We start from the raw sequence: 22,635 nt of genomic DNA, 5'->3' as shown, positions 1-22,635 counted from the left end.
CTTTGATAGCGAATGGTATATATTTGTTTGATCTATATGAATTTGCGTTGGTTTGTGATCATCAAAAAAACATTGACTCTTCTTATTGCTACGTTATCAGTCTCAGTAAACGCCTTTGCTGACTCTTTGCCTGAGCGTATCGATAACTTTACCAAACTCTTTGATCATGAAACGGCCGTTGAATCTTATGATATTCGACTGCTTCAGGCTGATTATCCAACTCGGTTGATCATGCCATCTTCTATGCTGCCACAAACAGCAGAGTATCCGTTGAAAGACATCCAACGCCTATACCAATTATCTAAAACTTGCAGCGGAAAGTTGCCGTTAAGTCCTTTGATCACAGAGCCTTTAGTTTTCACTCGTGCATTATGTAAGGGAACGAAACTTTCCGACCGTTGGTTTAGTCGCAGTGGCTTGATTCACCCTGGTGGCGGCTCTTATGCTGCAAGGTACGTTGAGAAGTACCCAGAAAAGTTTGATGATTTGAAGCGCTTCATGCACATCCAAGAACGACCAAATACAGAGCATGACGAACTCTTATCGCGTTTACAACAAATGGATAACGAGGCCATAACCGCATTGTTAGCTGGCGCGAGTATGTTTGTTGAGCTTAATGAGATGTGGGTAAAACGCGGTGACCGCTACTATCTATACAAAGAATCGGTGTGGAATGAAAATGCAACGCTAGCCGGGTTGTCTTTCAGTTTGTCGTCAGAAGGCAACAGCTGTTTTGTGCAGCGCGGTAACGTGTGTTGGGAAATCGAAGATCATTCAGAGCTGCTACAAGTCGCAATGTTTATCTTGGTTATCGCCAACATCATGCTGGTTTTAGGCTGGGCGGTTTACCGCTGGAATAGCAAAAAACAAGAAATGAAAAGCCGGATGTTGGTGCTTCAAATTTTAACGCATGAATTAAGAACGCCCATCGCGAGCTTATCTTTGACGGTTGAAGGGTTTAGGCGTGAATTCGAACACTTGCCAGAATCGGTATATGATGAGTTCCGTAGATTGTGTGAAGACACTCGTCGTTTAAGACAGTTGGCGGAAGCTAGTAAAGACTATTTGCAGTCGGATAACCAACCACTAGCCACTGAGTGGGTGCCAAGTGTTGAGGAGTGGTTGCAATATAAAGTTGAAGAAGATTTCGCACCGGGAATTGAGTTACGTGTGAATAAAGACATTGCTGCAAAAGTGAACGTATATTGGTTAGGAACGTGTATCGACAACCTAATCAGAAACGCCGTGAAGTACGGTGTGGCTCCAGTGATACTAGAACTGAATACTTCTGACAAGAAGCTGACATTCAAAGTTATAGATAATGGAGACTTATCCCGCAAAGATTGGGGACAGCTAAGAAAGCCATTCGTTAGTAAGAGTGGACTAGGTTTAGGTCTGACAATAGTTGAATCTATGGTCGGAAAAATGGGCGGTCACATGACGCTTATCGGCCCCCCAACAACATTTATTTTGGAGATACCTTGTGAAACAGACATTGCTTCTCGTTGAAGATGATAAAAATTTAGCTGACGGTTTATTAGTTAGCCTTGAGCAAGCTGGATATGAATGTTTGCATGCTGAGCTGATCTCTGAAGTTGAAGGCTATTGGGAACAAGCGGATCTGGTTATTCTAGACCGTCAACTTCCTGATGGTGACTCAGTAGATTCGCTTCCAAGCTGGAAGAAAAAGAAAGATATCCCGGTTATTTTGTTGACGGCTCTCGTCACAGTAAAGGACAAAGTAGCGGGCCTAGATTCAGGCGCGAACGATTACCTAACTAAGCCATTTGCAGAAGCTGAGCTTTTCGCTCGAATTCGCGCCCAACTTCGGCTACCAGACGCTGAAGAACAAGATGCCTCAAAAGTTATCGCTCAAAATCTTGTTATTGATAAAGCGACTCGTGAAGTGTTCTTTAATGAACAAGAAATTACGCTAACGCGAACAGAGTTTGACCTACTATTGTTCTTAGCAAGTAACCTTGGCCGTGTATTTACACGTGATGAGCTGCTTGACCACGTTTGGGGTTACAACCATTTCCCAACAACGCGTACTGTAGACACACATGTTCTACAACTAAGACAGAAGCTGCCAGGTCTAGAAATTGAAACGCTACGTGGCGTTGGTTATAAGATGAAAGCATAATGAAAAAAGCCTTACTTCCACTATTAATGCTGTCGAGCGTTATAAACACGGCGTACGCAGCGGATTGGTTTAAGAGCAGTGATGCTCTAACTCAAGTTCACAAACACCTGTTAGATAACGACTTGTCTCAGATGTTTGATTCGTTAGTGGAAGTTTGGCAAATCAACTCTTATCAATCTCGAGAGGATCACCTCAATGAACTGTTCGCTCAAGCGTTGAACAAAGATTGTGGTAAAACCCTAACCAAGAAGACCTTACCTGATTGGATAAGTTCGGTAGTTGTCAAAAGACACATCATTCAAAGCCCTGGACGTGATACGTTTCGAGTAGCGATTGATGTTGAATCTAAAAACAACATTCAAGACATCACCTTTGAAAAGTGGGTTGATAGAGTTGTTTCGTCTGATAGTGAATTCTCCAAAGACGACGAACTCGTCAATAACGCATCAGCAAGCCTTTACCATAAGCGTTATAATTTAGCGTCTCAACTAGATTCGGGCCTGTATCGTGTAAGCGTTAAAGATGATGCAGGAAACTCGTGGAGCACTTGGGTTATCCTTGGTGAAATTGTCATGCGCCAACAAGTTCGTTGGGCATCAAAAGACACGTGGCGAATCGATAAAAAAGAACTGCTAAATCCATACTGTCCGCTACCTAAGCTTGAAGTCGGTTTGTATGATTATGTCGACGAACACTACGATAAGGTATGGGGTAAGAGTTACGAATCTGATTATCCAATGAGTTTGACGGGCGAAGAACTGCCTAATGATCGTTATGTATTAGCCGTTTCGATGGTGCATTCTCGCTGGCAAGGTGACATAGCGATAGAACAAGCACAAACTATCAGTAAAACTTATGATATTTCTAGCGAAGAAGAGTTAAAGTAATTTAGAATTGTGCCGTTAACTATGTAAGGGATCTCACAAAGATAAACGGCATGAAAAAAACTACAAAACTACTCGCAGCGTCAATTGCATTCGCCAGTCTTCCTCTTTCAGCAGCAAACTACGCCATTGAAGCGCGTGGTGATGCGATGGGTGGTGTTGGTGTTGTTTCAGCAAACTTCCTAACAGCTCCATTCTATAACCCAGCACTGGTTGCTATCTATCGTCGTAATGATGATATGGGCATGATCACGCCAAGTTTTGGTGGTAGCTATAACGACCCCAACGACATGAAATCGAACATTGATAGTGTTGTTGACGCGTCAACTCCGAGTGATGTAGAAGCTGCTCTAAAAAAACTTGATGGTAACCAAGCCAACGTTGAACTGGGTGGGGTGGTCGCATTCGCGCTTCCTAATCAATTTGTCGCAGCAAACCTTTTCGCTAAAGCTTACACAGAATCTTTCGCGACGCCGAATGTTTACACCGCAGGTACAGCAACAAGTACCGATAACATAGAGTTATCTACCGTTGAAGCGGTGTCTATTGGTGTAACTGAGGTTGGTCTTTCTTTAGCAAAATACCAAACCTTTATGGGCCAACATATTTCATTTGGTGTCACACCGAAAATCCAACGTATATACACATACAACTATGTCGCTTCGGTTAATGATTATGATTTATCAGATGTCAGAGAAAATGGTGACGGAGAAACGGCTTTCAACTTGGATGCTGGTGCACTTTGGTTCTTCGGCCCATTCAGAGTCGGTGTTGCGGCAACTAACTTAATCTCTAGAGATATTCAAACTAAAGATACGACTAAGACAATAACGAGTAGTTCCGGTACTACTCATCAAGTTGGTGGCCAATACACTTATCAACTTGAACCAGTTTACACGATTGGTGCGGGTATCGTTTCTGACTACTTTACGCTAAGTGTTGATTACGATTTGAATGAGACTGAAAAATTCACATCGTTTGATGACAACGAACAGATGATTCGTATCGGTACCGAAGTTGATCTGTTGCGTCAGCTAAAGCTAAGGGGAGGGTACTACAAGAACCTCGCTTACTCTGACTCAGAAGGTACTGTCACAGCCGGTATTGGTTTGTCACCGCTAAATTTATTCCAGTTAGATATCAGTGCTAACTACACGAATGAAAACGCTATGGGTGCTTCAATCAATTTCCTTGCTAGTTACTAACACTCCTTATATGATTCTGCTCCTAAACAAAGGAGCAGAGCATGTTAAACGACTTACCAACCCTTTCTCACGAAGAACAACAGAAAGCTGTTGAACGAATTCAAGAAATGATGACTCAGGGCATCAGCACAGCACAAGCTATCAAAATGGTTGCTGAGCAAATTCGTGAAGAAATGAGTAAAAAAGAAGAGTAGGGCATCAGCCCTTCTTTTTTAACACTTTAATGCACTATAACTAAATATATTGCCCTCTAGCATATTATCTCGTACATACCCACTCTTTAGTCACCCTAATTTCCAGCCTAATCAAAATCCTTAAATTTAGTCAATTCAGCAAGTTACAGCGGAGTAATTTACTTTACAGGCTTTTCTTGGTTTATATTTGTAATTAAATTACAGCAAGATCTGAAAGTAAAACAATTGCTATTTTAGGTGTCAGCATTTGTGTCACCACGTCTAAGTGGTTAAATATATTGCGTTTTTTATGGCTGGTGACGTTGTGACTTCTATTTTTAGCGGATACGAGTGGATGAATGTTCAGAAGCAGACAAATGAGGATTTCATCTAAGAACAGCGCGAGATAAGTGACGACGGTAATGTTCAAAACCGATACTGCGAGTGACTGACCACTGGTTAGAGCACGCTTTACTAGCCAAATATGTGCACTTTAAAACAAGTGCTTAGGAAGCTTAGAGGCGTACGGAAGAGCTGTTTATAGAGCGATTCAGGAACGATACGTATCAACCTGAGAATGCTATTGATTGCGTTATTACAGATGGTTTTCTAGCAAACGGTGTTATAGCAGATGGCGAGAGTGCGCTTATAGGCATACGAATGGATTTGGGTTCTGATGAGACAGCAAAGCTTATGGGCTTGTTTGGTCAGCACTTAAGAATCTAACGGGTGCTTAAGTGGAGAGTAGATATCGACAGGGTATTAATGGCGTGTTGATTGAGTATTAGCAGAGAGTTGAATGTTTAGCTGCGGTCCAGTCTAGCGAGCCTTAATAAAACGTAACGACTTGGTTTCGTCCGTTTTCTTTCGCTTGGTAAAGTGCCTTGTCTGCACGTTTGATGGCAGTACGTATCGATTCATGCTCTTTAAGCTCCGTTACTCCAGTCGAAGCCGTGACTTTAAGCGCTTTAGGCCATAGGCTTTGGTCCATTGCTAGGTAAAAATTATCGATAGATTCGTTACACTGTAGCGCAGTTTGCTCGAGGCAAACGAGTAGAAACTCCTCACCACCCCAGCGATAAAGCAAGTACTGCTCACCAAGGCTCTCGTTCGCCGTTGCGACAAACTGAATAAGTACTTTGTCACCCACTTCATGGCCATGTTGATCATTGATCTGCTTAAAATGGTCTAAATCAAACAACGCGATGTGAATCGTTTTTCCTTGTTGCGCCAGCCATTCGAAATCATAGAAGGTGTCTAACGCTTCGGTTCGGTTTCTACATCCGGTCAACGGATCGGTTGTTGCCTTTACCTTGAGCTCTTCAATTTCTTCGGTCAAATGGCGTTGTTGCTCTGCTGCACGCGTTCTGCTTCGCTGTGCGATGTGTAACGCACAACCTACATAACAGATGGCATAGGTCACCCATAATCCAATTAAGAGTTCACCTAACAAAGCTTTGCTGATGATTTTACCGTGGAAAACAATGCTCGAGATCTTAATTGAATGGTGCCCATCAAGCGTGCTGGCTCCGAGCCCGAGCTCAACAGAAACCGCGTTTGTAATGTCTACCGCGCTACTAGTAATAGGTTGGTTGTAATGATCGATCCACCAAAAAGGGACGTTGAAGTAGTTTAAGTCGATGTGGTTTTTATCTGGTAGCGAGAAGTCTAAGCGATTGAACTTGTTCGACATAGCATCGCCTTTCACGCTGTAATTCTTGTCATAATTACGAATGTAGAAGCGAAGCCTTGGGTCTTCTTGGCCTTGGTAATCCATATTAATGGTGACAGAATCGAACGTAGAGAGATCGAGCCCTTTACCTTGTGTCGATATAACGAATTCAATTTCACAGAAGGGCAAGCTATATGTTCGCTCAAAGTCACACTGTAACTCAATTCCATCTTCTGACTTATGTAATGAACCTACGGTGCCACCATCGTGGTCTCTGTCTGTGTTAACGCGTGTAGAGTATTTGTCTGGCGTAATAACGTAGCTTTTATTCATGAGCGTATTAAATGAGATCAACGACACTAGCGTGATTGCTAGGCAAAAAATCGAAAGGAATATGTTGAGTTTTCGGAATGCTTTGTCGCTCATGATACTAACCCGTACACGTGATTCGAATGTAATGCGCAATGCCTTAGAGTTGGCGCAATCGGAGATTAGAGTATTAGCATTGATAAAATTGCTATACCCAAAACTGATCCAGAATTGACGGTTATACAGGAAAGCGCACCATTAGACCAAATTCAAGTTTAAAAATTGAACGCAGACTCTTGATTCTGAATGTTATTTGCTCAATAAGTACGGTTTTTACGGGGGTAATAATTTAACTGTATATTTATACAGTTAAATTTAAAGTGGCTCGATTTGTGTAATCAGAGTGGTGTGTGCGAGTTTTATGGCTTGCTGTGATAACGAGTCACAAGGCCACTGTTTACTGTTCATCAATTAAAGTCGAGGGCCGTTATGTTGCAGTGTCACTTTTTAACCTAAATTTTATCGAAACACTTTGTTGTCTATGAGAGCGTTCGTACCAGTCATCTTGTCTTTCATTTCCAATTACGCGCCATATGTCGAACAAGGGTTCGATGCATTGCAGAACATCCCCAAGCCTTATTGGTTTGTAGTCGGTGCTGTTGTTGTCGATACGCTAGGCATGCGTGCCATGGTGCGATACCTACTTGAATACTACGCATCTCGATGGAAAAAAAAGTGATGGCGTACCTCGATGCGTTAATCATCGCTTTGATCACAGGTGGAGTCTCAAGCCTTGGCACGATTGCGGCTTTGAAAACAGACATCAACTGGATTAAACGAGTGCAGCAAGACCAAGAGCAACGGATACGAAAACTGGAGGATCCCAATGGCTAAGAAAGGTTATAAATGCAAAGGCCGAAAGCAAAACGGCCAGTTAATGAAAGGCTACACGCTTAGAAATGGGCGCGTGGTGAGGGCAAACACTACACGAAAACGCTACAAGAAACGACAGTAAACCTCACCAATAAAAAGAGCCACTTTCTTATAAAAGAGGCTCTTTTTGCATCTCACCTATAAGTAATTAGACGCTTAGCATTTAGTTTTACAGCTAATGATTTAAATCACTGTTATAAATAGGGTTAATGGTTATAATCAATTGCATAAATCAGGCTAGCCAGAAAAACTGTATTTAAATGCAAAATCCCTCAGTCTTTTAGACTGTTGCGAATTTAATCAGAGTCAAACATATGCAACAAGAATTGAAAAACGTACCAAAGGATATGCTAGAACTCGGACTCGCAGCATTGGCTCATGCAAACTGGCATGCGAATTTCTATAGTTTTGAAAATGATAAGTGGTCTGAGCTATCAGTTTTGCAGGCTGCACATGCAGCAGAAATTTTAATCAAAGCAAGAATAGCTGAAGAGCATCCGTTACTCATATTTGACCAAATACCGCGTTCTACGCAGGTAGATGGAGAAACCTTGGACTTTAAAGCGCTTGTTCAAAAAGCAAAAACTATTCAGTACTCCGAGCTACCGGAAAGGTTATGGGCTACAGCAGGAATAAAGTTACCAAACTTAGGTTTATATAAAGAGTTTGGAATGCTGCGAAACTCCATACAACATTTTGCTATCCCTCAAAACTCAAGTTGTACATCGACTGACTTTATTTACGGTGTTATAGACCCATTTATTAATGAGTGCTGGGGACTATATGCGATTGACTTCCATGAAGATACAGAACCATATGTAAACATAGTAGATACATTATTAAATAATGAGATCGAATTTTTAGTGTCACCCGGGTGTTCATCAAGTTATATGGGGATTGAACCTAGTTCGTTTACAAATAGAAGCTATGCCCATCGAATGAATCTAAGGTTTGAAAAGGCGATGGTTGGAGAAAAAGATTCATAACGAGGCAATCAAGTCGATTTATGCAGTTGGCTCGTTCTGCATGGCTCTATCTTAACCAACTGAGTACTGTGGCGTTATGTTTTTCGGAGGATAAAATGCCTGAATATGCGTTATTAAATAATATTATCGACTATATGGAAGAACACGGTCGTACCTACAAAACCGTTAATCTCGGTATAGATGAAAAATTGTTGCAAGAGATCAACGAGGCCAAAAAAAGCCCTTTTACGCTTGAACAACTAGAAAAGGCAGCAGACAAGTGCTTAGCACATGAGTGGCTCAATCATACGTATTTGGGAGGTGATAAGTACAAAGGGTTACAAATAACTCCCAAAGGAATAGGTGTTGCTCGTTCTAAAAAGCGTTCAGAGGAACTCAAAGCAAACAGGTCGTTTTTGAAGAAAACTTCTTATTATATTGAGGAGCACAAGGGGCTTTTTCTCGTTTTAGGTTTTCTTTTAGCCTTAGCAACACTCGGCCTGAAACTTAAAGGGTATTACTAATGGAAGATGGCAATTTTACGATTGAGCTTAAATGCTTGTTTTGTGATTGTCATTTAGAGGGAGATTCTGATCAGGAATTTTCTTCTGGGGATTTAATAAAATGTCAAAATTGTAGTGAGTTAAATGACTACGATTCGTTGCTAGACGTAGCGGGAGAAGAGGGACTAAGAATAGTTCAAGCGCACTTAGACAACCATTTACAAAAGACGCTTGGTAAGTTTTCAAAAAAATAACATGACAGGTTACGCAAGAAAATGTTCCTTAGGTATGGCATTTACCATGCGTTAATTTTAAATATGAAGGCTCTATTTGAAAACATCTGTATTGCTTAGAGTCTTCCTTACTTTTGAAATTAGGAGATAGATTGAAAACATTTGCACAAGTACTAGAAGAGACGGAAGGTAGTCATAGACATCTCCTTATCGGAAATGGATTTTCGCAAGCGTGGCGCTACGATATATTTAACTACAAGAATCTATTAGATTCGGCTAATTTTGGTGTGCGAAATACTGAGATAAAAAGTATTTTTAACCGGTTAGAAACATATGATTTTGAAAATGTGATGCAAAGCTTGATTGTAAGTGCGGATATCTGCGAATTATATAGTGGTGGTACTGCATTATTAACTGCAATTCGAAATGATGCTGATATTTTAAAATCATCGCTAGTGACAGCTATCGCAGAGACGCATCCGAGCTTACCAAGTGCGGTTACTGACGAACAGTATGAAATGGCGCGAAATTTTCTAAGTCAATTCGGTAGTATTTTTACCTTGAATTACGATTTACTAATGTATTGGGCTCGGAACAAATCTGAACTAGATCCAGCAGGGTTTGAAAGCGATGATGGTTTTCGTCAGCATCGAACTTGGGTTGGTAGTGATACTAGCCAAAATGTGTTCTTTCTTCATGGTGGGTTGCACCTATATGATGAAGGTGGGGTGATTAAAAAGCACGCTTATACCCAGAGCGGGGATACGATCATAGACCAGGTTAGAGCAAACCTAGCTTCTAATAAATTCCCAATATTTGTGTCTGAACCTACGCACTTCCAAAAGCTAGATAAAATACTTCATAATCCATACCTAAATTATTGCTATGGAAAACTGGGGAAAATGAATGGCAATCTAATCATTTTTGGTCATTCGATGGATGACACGGATACTCATATTTTTGAACAAGTAGATTCAAGTGGAGTCACGGATGTTTACGTGAGTATTTATGGAGATGACAATTCAGCACAGAACAGAAGAACTAAGTCCAATGCTGCATCTTTCTTTGAAACTTGTAATGTTCACTTTTATCGAGCTGAAAGCACTCCTATTTGGGAGTGAGATGCGGATTGATATTTCTATCTAGAGGTCAGAATGAGCAGTAAGCTAAAAACGTTTAATGAAGTTAAAGAGTATTTGGAAAAAAAAGAAAGAACAACTCATTTGCTGTTGGGTAACGGCTTTAGTATGGCCTATAACCATAAAATCTTTTCTTATAACGCCTTGCATCAATTTATTGAAAAGCAAGAAGATCCATTGATATCCTCACTTTTTAATATAATAAAAACCAAAAACTTCGAATTGGTGATGCAACAATTAGATAATTTCGGTGAACTTATTGAGGCATTTGGTACCGATGACCAATTGTTGGAAAAAGTTGAATTAGCGAGTGAACGGTTGAAAGAAAGCCTGATCGATGCAGTTGAATCACTACACCCTGAGCATGTCTTTAAGTTGGAAGAAAATCAGATAGATAAATGTTCTGGTTTTTTATCATTTTTCATCAACAACCAAGGTTCATTATTCAGTACCAATTATGACTTATTGCTATATTGGGTTCTTATGAGAAAAGGCGCTAAAAATGCGATAGATGGCTTTGGGCGAGATCGAGAAAATGACGGGGGTGATGGCGATGAGCCTGAATATTCGGAACTTAGGTGGGGTAATAACAAGAGTAGCCAAAATATCTATTATCTTCATGGAGCATTACCCATCTTTGATGAAGGTGTCCATATTATCAAAGAAGAGTATACAGGCACGAAGTACTTGCTCGAGAATATCAAGCGTAGGATTGATCATGGGCATTACCCAGTGTTTGTAGCGTCAGGCAATGGTGAAGAGAAGCTTGAGCATATCCTTCATAACCGATATTTAACATTTTGCTATGATTCATTGTGTGAAATTCAGGGTTCACTAGTTACATTTGGATTTAATTTTGGCAAGTATGATTATCATATAATTGACGCAATAAATATTGCCGCGAAGCAAGGTAGACCTGCTGGAAACAAACTTTTTAGTGTTTATATCGGTGTATACAGTGATGATGATAGAAAATACATTGAAAAAATTAAGGGTAAATTCAAATGTAAAGTAACGTTATTTGACGCAAAAACTGCAAATGTGTGAGCGTGATAAAGTCGTCTAAAAATCTAAGTCTAGTTTAGAGTGGGGTTACTGCATCGACTACATTTAATCGGAGTGGTGACCTTTATCTTATACAAATAATAATTTTGACTAAAAATTAATTTCTAAGAATTGTTGCTATTAAATGAATAAAATAATAAAAATCTGTCTGGCTTTTTGTGGAACTATATTTGTCGGTGCTATTGGGAGCGGAGTTTGGGAAAAACTACTGTCACCTATGTTAAGCTATCTCTTAGGAGCGATTACATATGTTTTATCAATAATATCATCGACATATGAAGATTCGATATATCAGAACGCATCAACAGTTTCGTATGAAGGACAATCCGGTGTAATGTTTCTGTTTGGTATGACTTTTCTGGGTTTAGCTTGTATATTTAGTTCTTCAAAATCTCTTGAACATATTGCCATTGCGAAATTCGCAAATATGGTACTTTCCTCATATATAAAGGGATGGAGTGGCCTAGTTATAGGATTTTCTCTATTTGTTTTTTCAACGTTTTTGTTATCTAAACAAACGTCAGTTTTTAAAGTGAGACAGTACTCAGTTAAGAGTATGCATATTGTTCGACCTTATATAGGAGAGCAAAGCTATTATAAGCTTTACTCAGAATACTTACTTGTTAAAGACAAAAATGACTTTGATAATTTTTTAAAAAAGATAGAAGAATATGATTCAAACTATAAGATTGGGATGGAGCCTTTCAGCTTAAAGTAGAAATAAGTTTTACAAAACCTCAATTACAATAATCGTGTATTGTGACAAAAAGATCTAATGTCGAGTTTTTGCTCTCGTGTACCAAGCAATATCTAATATGGTTTCAGGGATGGATTTAAACCTGATGTTTAAAGTACCAGCGTATAAAATGGGATAGGAGAGTCATACCTTTTTCTTGGTACCTTACAATAGGGATTCATTACCATGAATTCGCATTTTGGGTTCTTATTATGCTGATGGTAATTCCCTAAGGTTTGCGTGAAATGTTACTTGAACTTGGTGGGCACCCAAGGCTTCGCGGGCATACGGCGGCCGCCACGAAACGGTAATGGATGATCTTTAGGTGGGTAAAACTTTGGGGAATCAATTCGACCGTGGCGCTCGACGAGCTGACGATGTTCGTCGCGCCAATACGCAAAACTGAGCAATTCTTTCGGATTAAACTCGCGTCGTTCAGGCGTGATCAAGGTAGCACGGTCAAAGTGCACCTTAAATCCATTCCAACGATAGTCTAACGGCAAATAACCGCGAGCGTGGATGTTCATCAATTTTTCGGCCATCGGGTTCACAGGGACTTCACCTGAGAGCCATCGTTGAACGGTGATTGGTTGAACGTGAAAAAAGGCCGCGGCGTCGTGGATATCACCAAAGTGATCGTGCACGAGATCCGCAAAGTGTGGCGTGAGCATGTGATCTCCTTCAAAAATTAAGACAAGCGTGCAAAATTTTTTTCCTCTGTCAACGCCAGTTTAAAATTGACCCACTTATCGACGTTATCGCCGAAGTAAAACTGACCCACCCACGTAATTAACTTCTACTTTCAGATAGATTCTCTAGAACCGTTGGTATGGTTCCAGCCGCCTTCTTTCCTCGTAATCGATAGCTTTCTCCACTGATTTGTACGATGTGCGAGTGATGAAGAAGTCTATCCAGTAACGCCGCCGTCAGTGTCGTATCGTCGGCGAACGCATTTGACCATTGAGAGAACGGCAAGTTACTGGTCACGATAATGCTGCCTTGCTCGTATCTTTTAGCGATGACGTTGAAGAACAAGTTCGCCTCTTCTCTGCCGAACGGTAGATATCCGATTTCATCGACGATAAGAAGCTTTGGAGCGAGCACGCTTCGTCTCAGGTAGCTTTCAAGCTTGCCTTGAGTTTTTGCTGTAGACAGTTGAAGCATTAAGTCTGCTGCTGTGATGAAGCGTGTCTTTAGACCCTTTTGAACCGCTATTTGACCAAGGCTCACAGCAAGGTGGCTTTTACCAACGCCACTTGGGCCAAGTAATATCACGTTTTCCTTTCGCTCAATAAAGGCTAACCCTGTTAGCTCCTTAAGCTGTTTTCTTGGAGCGCCTGTTGCGAACTTGAAGTCATAGTCATCGAATGTTTTCTCCATAGGGAAGCTGGCGAATTTGGTCAGCGTGGCTCTTGTGCGTTCAGCTCTCGCATCAAGCTCTGCGTTGAGAAGTGACTCTAAGTAATCGGCTAGGCTGAACTCACGACTATTAGCGACTTCTGCCAGTCTTGGCCAGTCCTGACCTATAGCTTGTAACTTCAGCGCTGCACAGGCCGCTTCGATGCGATTCATTTGAAGGTTCATACTCGTACCTCCAACAGCGCGTCATAGGTTGAGAGTGGGTGTTGGAAGCTCTCAACTGGCATTACATTATCACCCATTGTTAGCGGTACCATTAGGCGTGTCGGTGACGTGAGGGGTTGAAGTGTAAAGCGCTCTTCATCTAAGAGAACTTGAGGCTTTGTACCCGTCGTACCGTGGATCCGTTGGTGAGCGACGGTTTCTAACCACGCGCCGATATGCCCATTAAGAACATCGACGGTGACTTTAAGTCCGTGTTGTTTGAGTGTCGCTGCAAGCGGAGTAACGAAGCTACTTTTCAAGTAAGAGTTAAATCGCTCCACTTTCCCTTTGGTCTTTGCGCGATAAGGGCGGCAAGCTCTTGGTTTGAAGTTGTACTTCTTAGCGGCAGTGAGCAACATAGGATTCCATCGGTGTTCACCTTCACCGTAAGCATCTCGTTCTATCATGATGGCTTTTGCATTATCGAAGAGAACTTCTTTGGGTACGCCACCGAAGTATTCAAACGCTTCTTCAAGACCTTCAACCCAGTCTTCTTGTCGCTCTCGCTCGCAAAAGCGAACGAAGGTCGCTCTGCTATAACCAAGCGTTGCAACGAAGGCTTTAACACGTACGCCGTAATGCGTGATGGTAGTGAAGTCGACCTGCATCTGCTCACCAGGCTTTGTCTCGAATCGAACCACGGGGTCGACTGGCGTGCTAGGTTTGTATTGCTTGATGTGCTCCTTGAGCATCGTTATACCGCCCTCATAGCCAAGCGCTTTTAATTCACGAAGTAGGACTGTTGCTGGTATCCAATACGGTTTTGCTGCGTCAATGCGAGTACGCAAGTAGTCATGGTATGGCTGAAGTTTAGTTGGTCGCGATTGACGCTCGGGGTACACGAGGGCTTTGCTTCTATCACGGAGATAGTTACGAACGGTATTCCTTGAGATACCCAAATCCTTGGCGATACGGCGGATGCTGCACCCTTGCTGATGTAAAACATGTATTTCCACTAGTTGCTCCTGATTGATCATAATCCGCCGCTTTGTCCATTTACGAACGGATAGTTTGCCTCAAGTGGGTCAATTTTAAATCGGCGTTAGTGGGTCATTTTTACATCGGCGCTGACACCTCCTTATAAAGTGTGTTTGTAGTCGAAATTTTCTGGAAACGGCGACACGTGAGCGCAAAAATCAGAGATACGAAAACCAAGTATAGCCAACAATATCAAACTCAACGCGCATAAACGTGCAGTCAAATTCCATAAAACCCACAACATTAAGGACTTAATCCGGCGTTGTGTGCAAAATCCGTAAGGACTAAGGTACTGAAACCCCTCAGATTTCAATGTCCATCACTGCGCATTATGTACGTTATGTTAAATATGATTTGACGTTTATAAGGCAGGTATCTTTGTGTGATGCCCTGCCTTTATTTGGTGTCGGTATTCTCTGATTTATACTGTGTATTTAACCATGTTGGCTATTTACCATAAAATACCTAATAACCAGTGATAATAATCTTCGATTTTACCCCTGGCATTAGTTAGAGCTTAACCGCCAGCAAACTTAACTTTGTAGCCTTTCTTTTCAAGGTGCGCTTTAATCTTGTCGCGAGCGTCGCCTTGAATCTCTATGTTGCCATCTTTTACAGAGCCACCGCAACCACATACTTTTTTAAGTTCTGCAGCCATTAGTTTCAATGGTGCGTCATCTAGATCTAAGCCTGTTACGACAGAAACGCCTTTGCCTTTGCGGCCTTTGGTTTCTTTTTGGATTCGAACGATACCATCGCCTTTAGGACGTTGGACTTTCTCTTCTTCAGGTTTAATGCGACCTGTTTCTGTTGAATATACTAGGCTCATAAATTACTTCTTTTGTTGCTCTGCTTTTTGTTTAGCGAGTAAGTAAGCTTCTATATGACGTTGGATTGCAATTTTGCCGCCTTTAATTAAGCGACCGTTAAACATGCAATACCACGCATTAGGCTCTCCGGTGTCATTCTTTATCTGGTAGCCGTTAAAGTTTTCACTTGCGCCGCCAGCTCCTCTGGACTTACTTAACGCTGTGAACTCTTTTGGATCAATAATAGATGCGGTGTCAATCCACCAATCAATACTCTTCTTCACGGCAGCTAGATTGCCTTGAATAACATTGTTTTTTAACTTCGCACGCCAAACCGTGTTATTTGCATCTATCGACTGAAGATGGACGCTTCGGTAAATTGAATTAGCCATATCTATTAATCATCTTTTTGTTTTCACTGCATTAATCATAAGTATACTTTTAATGATATCAAGCATAATATGGTAAAAACAGCTGTTCAGGTACGGTAATTTGAGAAAAAAAGTCCCTATTTTAACTGACTTTGTGACAATTAATTCATTTGTTGAAAAATTAAACAGCAAAGCGACAATTGAAATTATAGATGAGTTAACAGGACATCAGTACTCTCATAATTCACTGTTAGGTATCTATAGTGATTGGAATCGCTACCATGCGTTCTGTACTAAACATCGTATCAACACACTCCCTGCATCTATTACTGCTGTTCGTCGTTTCCTCGAAACTGAATCCAATGACAGAAAGTACGCCTCTCTAAAACGTTACACTGCAACACTTAGTTTGTTGCATACTGTGCTTAACTTTGCCAACCCGATTAAACATAGGCAAGTTCGCTTTACCCTACTCCACTTGCAAGCTCAAATGGCCGGTGACGCTAAACAAACTAATGCGATGACATCTGCACACCTGACTGAATTGAACATGTTGCTTTCTCATCAAAAAGCAAACTTAAAAGAGGTTCGTGATATTGCTATCTATAATGTGATGTTCGAGTGTGCGTTAAAACGTTCTGAGCTTAAAGCGTTAAAGATGAATGATATCGAGAGTTACGATGAAGGCTATCAGATAACCATTAAGGATTCGGCTTACAAGCTGTCACAAGTGGCTAGTGTTGCACTACAGCGATGGCTTTCTTTTACTGGTTCAGAAGATGAACTTCCTATGTTTCGTGCAATAGATAAGCACGAAAATATTAGGCTTCAACCTTTGGATGATTCTTCTATATACCGAATATTAAGAAGAGCGAGTGATATACTAGGTTTAGCAGATAACCACCATTTTTCAGGTAACTCGATTCGTGTGGGTGCCGCACAAGAGTTATCAAAACAGGGTCTTAAGGTAAGAGAGATTCAGGATTTTGGACGTTGGCTCAGTCCTGCAATGCCCGCGCAATATGTGGGCTATACCGGTACTGCTGAGAGCGAGAAAATGAAATTTAAAGCGATTGTACCTTGGCAATAAGTTGATAATGCAAAGGTACAACCGCTAACGAGATCAGCAAACGCATAACGATCAAATTATCGCGTGACCCAAGGTATGACTTGTTATAAAACGGCTAGTACCTTGTTGATCAAGCTCAAGGCACTATGCAGATAACCGTTTAGATTCGTTTGGTATAAAGCGAACTAAGCAAGACTGGTTCTTACGCAGTTTTCTAAGAACTGGCTAAATTTATGTCCATCGTGTTCAACCATTTTAGGGAACATAGAAATTGGCGTCATACCTGGGAAAGTATTGACTTCATTTAGGTAGATCTCGTTGTCTTGCGTTAAGAAGAAATCAATACGAGACAAGTGACGTAGCTTCATTTGTGTAAATACTTTGCGTGCACTGTCTGCAATCAATTCACGCTGCTCATCCGTTAGATTACTTGCTTCCACTTCAGTGATTGAGTGACTGTCTGCGCTGTATTTCTCTTCATATGAGTAGAATGCGCCATTTGGTGCAATCACTTCGCCTGGCTTACTAATGTGTAGCTCACCATCGATTTCATATGCGGCAACTTCTAGCTCTCTTGGTACGACTGACTTTTCAATAAGTACTTGATCTGAGAAGGTAAACGCCTTATCGATCGCTTCACTCAGTTCTTCAACTTCATTTACCTGGTAACAACCAACAGAAGAGCCTTGGCGAGCGGCTTTTACGAAGACTTTCCCCCAAGTTTCAAAAGCTTGGGTTGCTTGTGCGTGTGTTTGTTCTGTGTTGTCTGATAGGAACAAGTAAGGTGTGTTTGGGATACCAAGTGCATCGTACCAAAGCTTTGAAGTGATCTTGTTAAAGCTATTGTTACTCGCTTCAGAGCCACAACCTAGATACGGAATCTTAGCCATTTCAAACAATGACTGGATGTCACCTGTTTCGCCAGGAAACCCGTGAATACAAGGTACAATGAATTCGACTTTAGACTCGAAGTTATCGCCACGTAGTGTTTGATCGTTAATATCAAGGTAAACTAATTCACCAGAATCTAGACACCAACCTTCACTCTTAATTTCAACTCTCACAACGTTAAAATCAGCAACGCTGTCGAGCTGTGCAAAAAGATAATTGGCTGAAACTAAAGACACTTCATGCTCTGAAGATCCACCGCCGCAAAGAAGAAGGATGTTTGTGGTGTTCATGGGTAAATTCGGTCCTTGAAACTAGGAATACTGACTTCAATGATAAACAAAAGTCGAAATAGGTACAGTGTTTTGAAAGCTAAAATCGCCATCTAAAGATCGAGCGATTAACTATTAGACAAAACGGCTCGTCATAAAAAAAAAGAAGGAGCAATTTGCTCCCTCTTTCTGAATTAAAACTTAGTTTAACTTGTTAAGCGTTGGGTATTCAGAGTTCTTGATGTCATCAATGCTCTTAACGAATGGTTTCAGATTTTGGAAAGTTGCTGGCAGGGTCGAAATTGCTTTCTTAGCTTCTAAGCGTGTCGCGTAGTCACCATAAAGAACTGTGAACCACTTAGTACCGTTAACCATTTTGTAGTTTTCCCAAACGGGTTGTGAAGTCGTTGGTAGCATTTTCACGAAAGAGTCGACCTTGCTCTGGCTGCCAACAGCAACGACTTGAACCGTGTAACCAAAGCGCTGGTTCATATCTTGTTGTTTCTGAGTTGGACCAGTCACTGTTGCTACTGGCTTAGTTCTCGTTGTTTGAGTCACTTTTTGTTCAACAGGCTCTGACTTAATAACGTTGACGACATTCTCTTCTACAACGCCTGTTTGCTCAGACTGAGATACAACTGGAGCTTCAACTTTGGCAGTTTTGTACTCTTCTTGATAGCTATCTGAAGTTACATTTGTAACGTAATCGTCTGATACACATGCAGCCAAGAGCAGTGGCAAAGTCACAATTGCAAATTTTTTCATGGAAAGCTCTATATCCTTAATAATAATTACTATAAATCATGCCGATACGTCGGTTTAGAATCAAGTTAACTTTGATATTATACACCATTAGTGGGTGACCTATTTCACAAACTTTATGCAGTGTTTGCTTATTCATCTTAATTCGGTGAATTTGCCATCAACCCGCAAGGGGAAAGTAAGTTACGATGAACTTACGTGCATTGCTAGGATATGTCTATGAATCATCTTGATCCCCTACTTAAACCCCGTTCGATTGCCGTTGTTGGTGCTTCCCAACAAGAAACACGAGCGGGATATATCGTTATGAACAACCTATTACACGGGGATTTCAAAGGTGCAGTGATGCCTGTTACGCCAAAATACGACTCTGTTGCTGGCGTACTTTCTTACAAGAACATTCTATCGCTTCCTATCGTTCCTGACCTCGCGGTTTTATGTACTAATGCTATGCGAAATGTTGCCATTTTTGAAGAGTTAGCTGAGAAAGGCATTGCCTCCGTGATCGTTCTGTCATCAGACATGCACCAAATAAGTGACAACGGCGAAACAATTGATTCTCGATGCCTAACTATAGCCAAAAAACATAACATCCGAGTGCTTGGCCCAAATAGCCTTGGCATCATTGTTCCGTGGTTAAAGTTGAATGCCTCTTTCTCTCCCGTGACTGCGCTGCCCGGTAAAATTGCTTTTGTTTCTCAATCTGCCGCTGTTTGTACCACCATTCTCGATTGGGCGAACGACAAAGAAATCGGTTTTTCTGCATTTATCTCGATCGGCAACGGCAGTGATATTGAGTTCTCTGAACTGTTGGATTATCTCAGTACTGATTCTCACACTGAAGCCATCTTGCTTTATGTTGACAGCATTAAAGATGCAAGACGCTTTATTTCGGCTGCGCGTGCAGCATCTCGTAACCGACGAATTCTGGTGTTGAAAGGAGGTCGAACAGCGAAAGGTCGAGCCGCTGCCATAGCGCATACTGGTGGTGCTGACACATTAGATATTATCTATGACTCAGCTATTCGACGTAGCGGTATGTTACGAGTTAAGAACTTACATGAGCTGTTTGCCGCGGTAGAAACACTGACTCATTCGGTGCCCTTACGTGGCGAGCGTCTTGCTATTGTTACCAATGGTGGTGGCCCCGCAATTATGGCCGTGGATACTTTATTTGATCGTGGCGGCAAACTCGCTGATTTATCAGAACAAACACTAGAAAAATTAAACAAAGTCTTGCCATCGAGTTGGTCACACAGCAACCCGATTGATATTGTTGGTGATGCGGGTGATCAGCGTTATATCGATACACTAAATGCACTACTCGACGGGGATGAAGCTGACGCAATTCTTATTATGCACAGCCCTTCTGCGATTGCTCATTCAGCCCAGACAGCTGAGCGAATTATTAAAGCAATTAAAAAACACCCTCGACATAAGCGATTTAACATTCTAACCAATTGGTCGGGCGAGCTGACAGCAAGGCCTGCAAGAAAACTTTTTACAGAAGCCGGGATTCCAACGTATCGAACACCAGAAAGTTCAGTCGTTGCTTTCATGCACTTGGTCGAATACAGACGTAACCAACGCCAATTGATGGAAACACCGACCACAGCTGAGAAAGTTCATATTGAAGATTTAGCTGATGCGAGAAATTGGATAGAGCGACAACTACTGGATAAAGAAACAGTTAGTCTTGATACTCACCAAAACAGTCAGTTTTTCAAACACTTCAATCTTGATGTCTTACCAACTTGGATTGCTTCAGACCCAAGTGAAGCGGTACACATTGCTGAAACGATTGGTTACCCAGTTGCCGTTAAACTTCGTTCTCCAGACATTGCGCATAAATCAGATGTGCAAGGTGTAATGCTCAACTTACGAAACAGTAATGAAGTGGCTAATGCTGCTCAAGCGATCCTTGATCGTTCTCAGCTGTCGTACCCTACGGCGCATATACATGGTTTGTTGATTCAAGGAATGGCGAAACTCGCGGGCGGGCAAGAACTACGTGTAAAGGTCACGACCGATGAGACTTTTGGCCCTATTATTTTACTTGGTCAAGGAGGTTCAGAGTGGGATGAATCGATTGATGCGGCAGCTGCATTTCCACCACTTAATATGACACTGGCTCGTTACCTAATCATTCGAGCAATAAAAAGTGGCAAAATTCGTCTGCAAAAGCTTCCTAATCCGATTGATATAGAGGGACTCTCAGAACTGCTGGTTCGTATATCTCAAATGGTGGTTGATTGCCCTGAAATACATGATTTGGATATCCATCCAGTACTAGCCAATGGAGACAAGTTCACAATATTAGACGCAGATATTATCTTGAAAGCTTATGAAGGTGATCCTCAAGAACGGTTGGCAATACGTCCTTATCCTGTAGAGCTCGAAGAAAACATTCAACTCAAGGATGGCACAGAGGTGCTGTTACGCCCTATTCTCCCTGAAGATGAACCACTTCACGCAGACTTCATTAATAGAGTATCGAAAGAAGATCTTTATAAGCGTTTTTTTAGTGATGTGGGTGAATTCAATCATGAGGCATTGGCTAATTTTACTCAGATTGATTTCGACAGAGAAATTGCTTTTGTGGTTGTTCGCAAAGAACAAGGTGTTCCGGCTATTATCGGTGTATCAAGAGCGCTAATTAACCCAGAAAACACAGATGCAGAGTTTGCGATATTAATTAGGTCTGATCTGAAAGGTGTCGGATTAGGTCGAATTCTTCTGACTAAAGTTATCGACTACTGCCGAGCAAAGCAGACCAAGCAAATGTCTGGGATGACGATGCCAACGAACAGAGGCATGCTAACACTAGCTCAAAAGTTGGGGTTTGAGCTAGATATTAGTTTTGAAGACGGTACTGCGGATATGGTGTTGCCGTTACTTGAGTGACCATGTCTTTTTAATGTGCTGAATACACCATGATTTGGCGTCGCCCATTTTATTGCGTCGCCAAGCCATGACGATATCAATAGCTTGGGGTTCCGTTCCTACAATTCGCTGAAGCACACCAGATTCAATCAGTGGTTCCGCGATAACACTCGGTAAAGTGCCTATGCCTAACCCTGTTGTTAGAGCTTCTACTTTTGCTGGGAAACTCGTTACGGTTAAGCGTGGTTGTTTTTCTAATATATTAATACTTAGTGCGGGTTGATCGCGTGCTGTATCGGCAATTGCAATAACCCTGTAACTTTCTCTGGCCTTCTGGTCGAACTCACCAGAACGTTTGTGAACATAATGGTTTGATGCTGCCACCCAAACCATTTCTATTTTACCTATTACGTCACTTTTAATGTCGTTTGGAATCGTATCAAGCTTTGGGCACACAAGTAAGTCAGCTCGGCCATCGGCCAGAGATTCCCAACATCCAGCTAAGATTTCTTCTTGTAAACGAACGCGTGTTTTACTGATTTTACCTAGTTCATCAACCAGTGAGAAAAAATTACTAATCGGAATAATACCATCAAAGGCGATAGTTAGATCTAGCTCCCAACCATTAGCAAGAATACTCGCATCGTTAACGAGTTGTTCAGTCGCACCAAGAATTATCCTGCCTTGTTCTAGTATTAACTGCCCCGCTTCCGTGAAATTTGCACGATGCCCAGACCGATCAAAAATCATGATGTCTAGATCTTGCTCCAACTTCTGAATTTGGTAACTCAATGACGATGGCGCTCGGTCCATTTCATTCGCTGCTGCGGCGAAACTTCCACGACGATCGATAGCATCTAGTATGTGTAATGCTTCAAGTGTTATTGGGCTATGCATAGCTTTCCTACTATAAATTGAGATTTACATCACAAAAACAGAAGCATTCACAAAATGAATGGAACTGAATAAGTCTTTTTAATACAAGTGATTAAGAGCATTAATTATGAATTAGTTGATAAA

23 protein-coding genes and 1 pseudogene are annotated in these 22,635 nt (G+C 41.5%); 15 read left to right on the top strand and 9 right to left on the bottom strand.

Translation table 11 applies throughout. The annotated features are described in order from the left end of the window. Positions 1–36: 36 nt before the first annotated feature. Genes vxrA through OCW38_RS18125 form a run of 5 tightly spaced genes read left to right on the top strand, consistent with a single transcriptional unit; the run spans position 37 to position 4,426 of the window. Positions 37–1,509 (top strand): sensor histidine kinase VxrA, encoded by a 1,473-nt coding sequence (vxrA, locus tag OCW38_RS18145; RefSeq protein ID WP_010429689.1) that lies wholly within the window; start codon positions 37–39, stop codon positions 1,507–1,509. Then, entirely contained in the window at positions 1,484–2,143 is a 660-nt protein-coding gene (vxrB, locus tag OCW38_RS18140; protein ID WP_010429687.1) for a response regulator transcription factor VxrB, read from the top strand. The genes vxrA and vxrB overlap by 26 nt, the downstream gene beginning before the upstream one ends. Beyond that, entirely contained in the window at positions 2,143–3,030 is an 888-nt protein-coding gene (locus tag OCW38_RS18135; protein ID WP_261896419.1) for a DUF2861 family protein, read from the top strand. Before vxrB ends, OCW38_RS18135 begins: the two co-directional genes overlap by 1 nt. A 50-nt stretch (positions 3,031–3,080) precedes the next feature. Continuing rightward, positions 3,081–4,232, top strand: a complete 1,152-nt coding sequence (locus OCW38_RS18130) for a conjugal transfer protein TraF (RefSeq protein ID WP_016798023.1) — start codon at positions 3,081–3,083, stop codon at positions 4,230–4,232. 41 nt (positions 4,233–4,273) lie between these two features. Then, on the top strand, positions 4,274–4,426 hold the full coding sequence (locus tag OCW38_RS18125; RefSeq protein WP_010429681.1) for a YoaH family protein: 153 nt from the start codon (positions 4,274–4,276) through the stop codon (positions 4,424–4,426). A gap of 808 nt (positions 4,427–5,234) precedes the next feature. On the opposite strand, the gene OCW38_RS18120 is transcribed toward OCW38_RS18125, so the two are convergent. Further along, the gene (locus tag OCW38_RS18120; RefSeq protein WP_102424276.1) at positions 5,235–6,542 is read right to left on the bottom strand and encodes a GGDEF domain-containing protein; all 1,308 of its coding nucleotides are present in this window, start codon (positions 6,540–6,542) and stop codon (positions 5,235–5,237) included. A 391-nt stretch (positions 6,543–6,933) separates the two neighbouring features. On the opposite strand from OCW38_RS18120, the pseudogene OCW38_RS18115 reads away from it, so the two are divergent. The 8 genes and pseudogenes from OCW38_RS18115 to OCW38_RS18080 form a co-directional block, all read left to right on the top strand. Continuing rightward, positions 6,934–7,125, top strand: a pseudogene (locus tag OCW38_RS18115) (hypothetical protein); the annotation flags it as partial. After that, positions 7,122–7,280 carry a hypothetical protein gene (locus OCW38_RS18110; RefSeq protein ID WP_157781559.1) on the top strand — a complete coding sequence of 53 codons (159 nt, stop codon included), beginning with the start codon at positions 7,122–7,124 and terminating at the stop codon, positions 7,278–7,280. The pseudogene OCW38_RS18115 and the gene OCW38_RS18110, both read left to right, overlap by 4 nt. Positions 7,281–7,633: 353 nt before the next feature. Beyond that, positions 7,634–8,305, top strand: coding sequence for a hypothetical protein (locus OCW38_RS18105; RefSeq protein ID WP_017081085.1), 672 nt, complete (start codon positions 7,634–7,636; stop codon positions 8,303–8,305). Between the two features lie 95 nt (positions 8,306–8,400). Next, positions 8,401–8,808: a hypothetical protein gene (locus OCW38_RS18100; RefSeq protein ID WP_102424304.1), complete on the top strand. Its 408-nt coding sequence runs from the start codon at positions 8,401–8,403 to the stop codon at positions 8,806–8,808. Next, positions 8,808–9,041, top strand: coding sequence for a hypothetical protein (locus OCW38_RS18095; protein WP_102424280.1), 234 nt, complete (start codon positions 8,808–8,810; stop codon positions 9,039–9,041). The genes OCW38_RS18100 and OCW38_RS18095 overlap by 1 nt, the downstream gene beginning before the upstream one ends. 131 nt (positions 9,042–9,172) lie before the next feature. Further along, positions 9,173–10,141 (top strand): DUF4917 family protein, encoded by a 969-nt coding sequence (locus tag OCW38_RS18090; protein WP_017081088.1) that lies wholly within the window; start codon positions 9,173–9,175, stop codon positions 10,139–10,141. Between the two features lie 33 nt (positions 10,142–10,174). After that, on the top strand, positions 10,175–11,206 hold the full coding sequence (locus OCW38_RS18085) for a DUF4917 family protein (RefSeq protein WP_261896415.1): 1,032 nt from the start codon (positions 10,175–10,177) through the stop codon (positions 11,204–11,206). Positions 11,207–11,348: 142 nt separating this feature from the next. Beyond that, the gene (locus OCW38_RS18080) at positions 11,349–11,942 is read left to right on the top strand and encodes a hypothetical protein (protein ID WP_102424284.1); all 594 of its coding nucleotides are present in this window, start codon (positions 11,349–11,351) and stop codon (positions 11,940–11,942) included. Between the two features lie 266 nt (positions 11,943–12,208). Here OCW38_RS18080 and OCW38_RS18075 read toward each other — a convergent pair whose 3' ends face one another. From OCW38_RS18075 to OCW38_RS18055, 5 genes are all read right to left on the bottom strand, one after another. Continuing rightward, complete coding sequence (locus OCW38_RS18075; protein WP_102424286.1) at positions 12,209–12,631, bottom strand: phage protein; 423 nt, start codon at positions 12,629–12,631, stop codon at positions 12,209–12,211. A 118-nt stretch (positions 12,632–12,749) separates the two neighbouring features. Then, a complete protein-coding gene (istB, locus tag OCW38_RS18070) occupies positions 12,750–13,544 on the bottom strand; it encodes an IS21-like element helper ATPase IstB (protein WP_046209544.1) in 795 nt (264 codons plus the stop codon). Continuing rightward, complete coding sequence (gene istA / locus OCW38_RS18065; RefSeq protein ID WP_046209543.1) at positions 13,541–14,560, bottom strand: IS21 family transposase; 1,020 nt, start codon at positions 14,558–14,560, stop codon at positions 13,541–13,543. Before istA ends, istB begins: the two co-directional genes overlap by 4 nt. Positions 14,561–15,078: 518 nt before the next feature. Next, the gene (yciH, locus tag OCW38_RS18060) at positions 15,079–15,390 is read right to left on the bottom strand and encodes a stress response translation initiation inhibitor YciH (RefSeq protein ID WP_008221404.1); all 312 of its coding nucleotides are present in this window, start codon (positions 15,388–15,390) and stop codon (positions 15,079–15,081) included. 3 nt (positions 15,391–15,393) lie between these two features. Beyond that, entirely contained in the window at positions 15,394–15,762 is a 369-nt protein-coding gene (locus OCW38_RS18055; RefSeq protein ID WP_010429671.1) for a DUF3319 domain-containing protein, read from the bottom strand. 100 nt (positions 15,763–15,862) lie between these two features. On the opposite strand from OCW38_RS18055, the gene OCW38_RS18050 reads away from it, so the two are divergent. Next, entirely contained in the window at positions 15,863–16,831 is a 969-nt protein-coding gene (locus OCW38_RS18050) for a tyrosine-type recombinase/integrase (protein WP_010429669.1), read from the top strand. A 164-nt stretch (positions 16,832–16,995) separates the two neighbouring features. Here OCW38_RS18050 and OCW38_RS18045 read toward each other — a convergent pair whose 3' ends face one another. Further along, positions 16,996–17,991: a D-alanine--D-alanine ligase gene (locus OCW38_RS18045; RefSeq protein ID WP_010429666.1), complete on the bottom strand. Its 996-nt coding sequence runs from the start codon at positions 17,989–17,991 to the stop codon at positions 16,996–16,998. A gap of 180 nt (positions 17,992–18,171) precedes the next feature. Next, complete coding sequence (locus OCW38_RS18040) at positions 18,172–18,735, bottom strand: SPOR domain-containing protein (protein WP_010429664.1); 564 nt, start codon at positions 18,733–18,735, stop codon at positions 18,172–18,174. Between the two features lie 216 nt (positions 18,736–18,951). Here OCW38_RS18040 and OCW38_RS18035 point away from each other — a divergent pair, with 216 nt between their 5' ends. Next, complete coding sequence (locus tag OCW38_RS18035) at positions 18,952–21,636, top strand: bifunctional acetate--CoA ligase family protein/GNAT family N-acetyltransferase (protein WP_010429661.1); 2,685 nt, start codon at positions 18,952–18,954, stop codon at positions 21,634–21,636. Here OCW38_RS18035 and OCW38_RS18030 read toward each other — a convergent pair. Then, positions 21,625–22,512 (bottom strand): LysR family transcriptional regulator, encoded by an 888-nt coding sequence (locus OCW38_RS18030; protein WP_010429659.1) that lies wholly within the window; start codon positions 22,510–22,512, stop codon positions 21,625–21,627. The two genes, OCW38_RS18035 and OCW38_RS18030, sit on opposite strands and share 12 nt — an antisense overlap. Between the last annotated feature and the right edge of the window lie 123 nt (positions 22,513–22,635).

The organism is Vibrio cyclitrophicus, from assembly GCF_024347435.1.
Lineage (GTDB): Bacteria > Pseudomonadota > Gammaproteobacteria > Enterobacterales > Vibrionaceae > Vibrio > Vibrio cyclitrophicus.
This window is presented reverse-complemented; position numbering and strand designations above follow the sequence as displayed.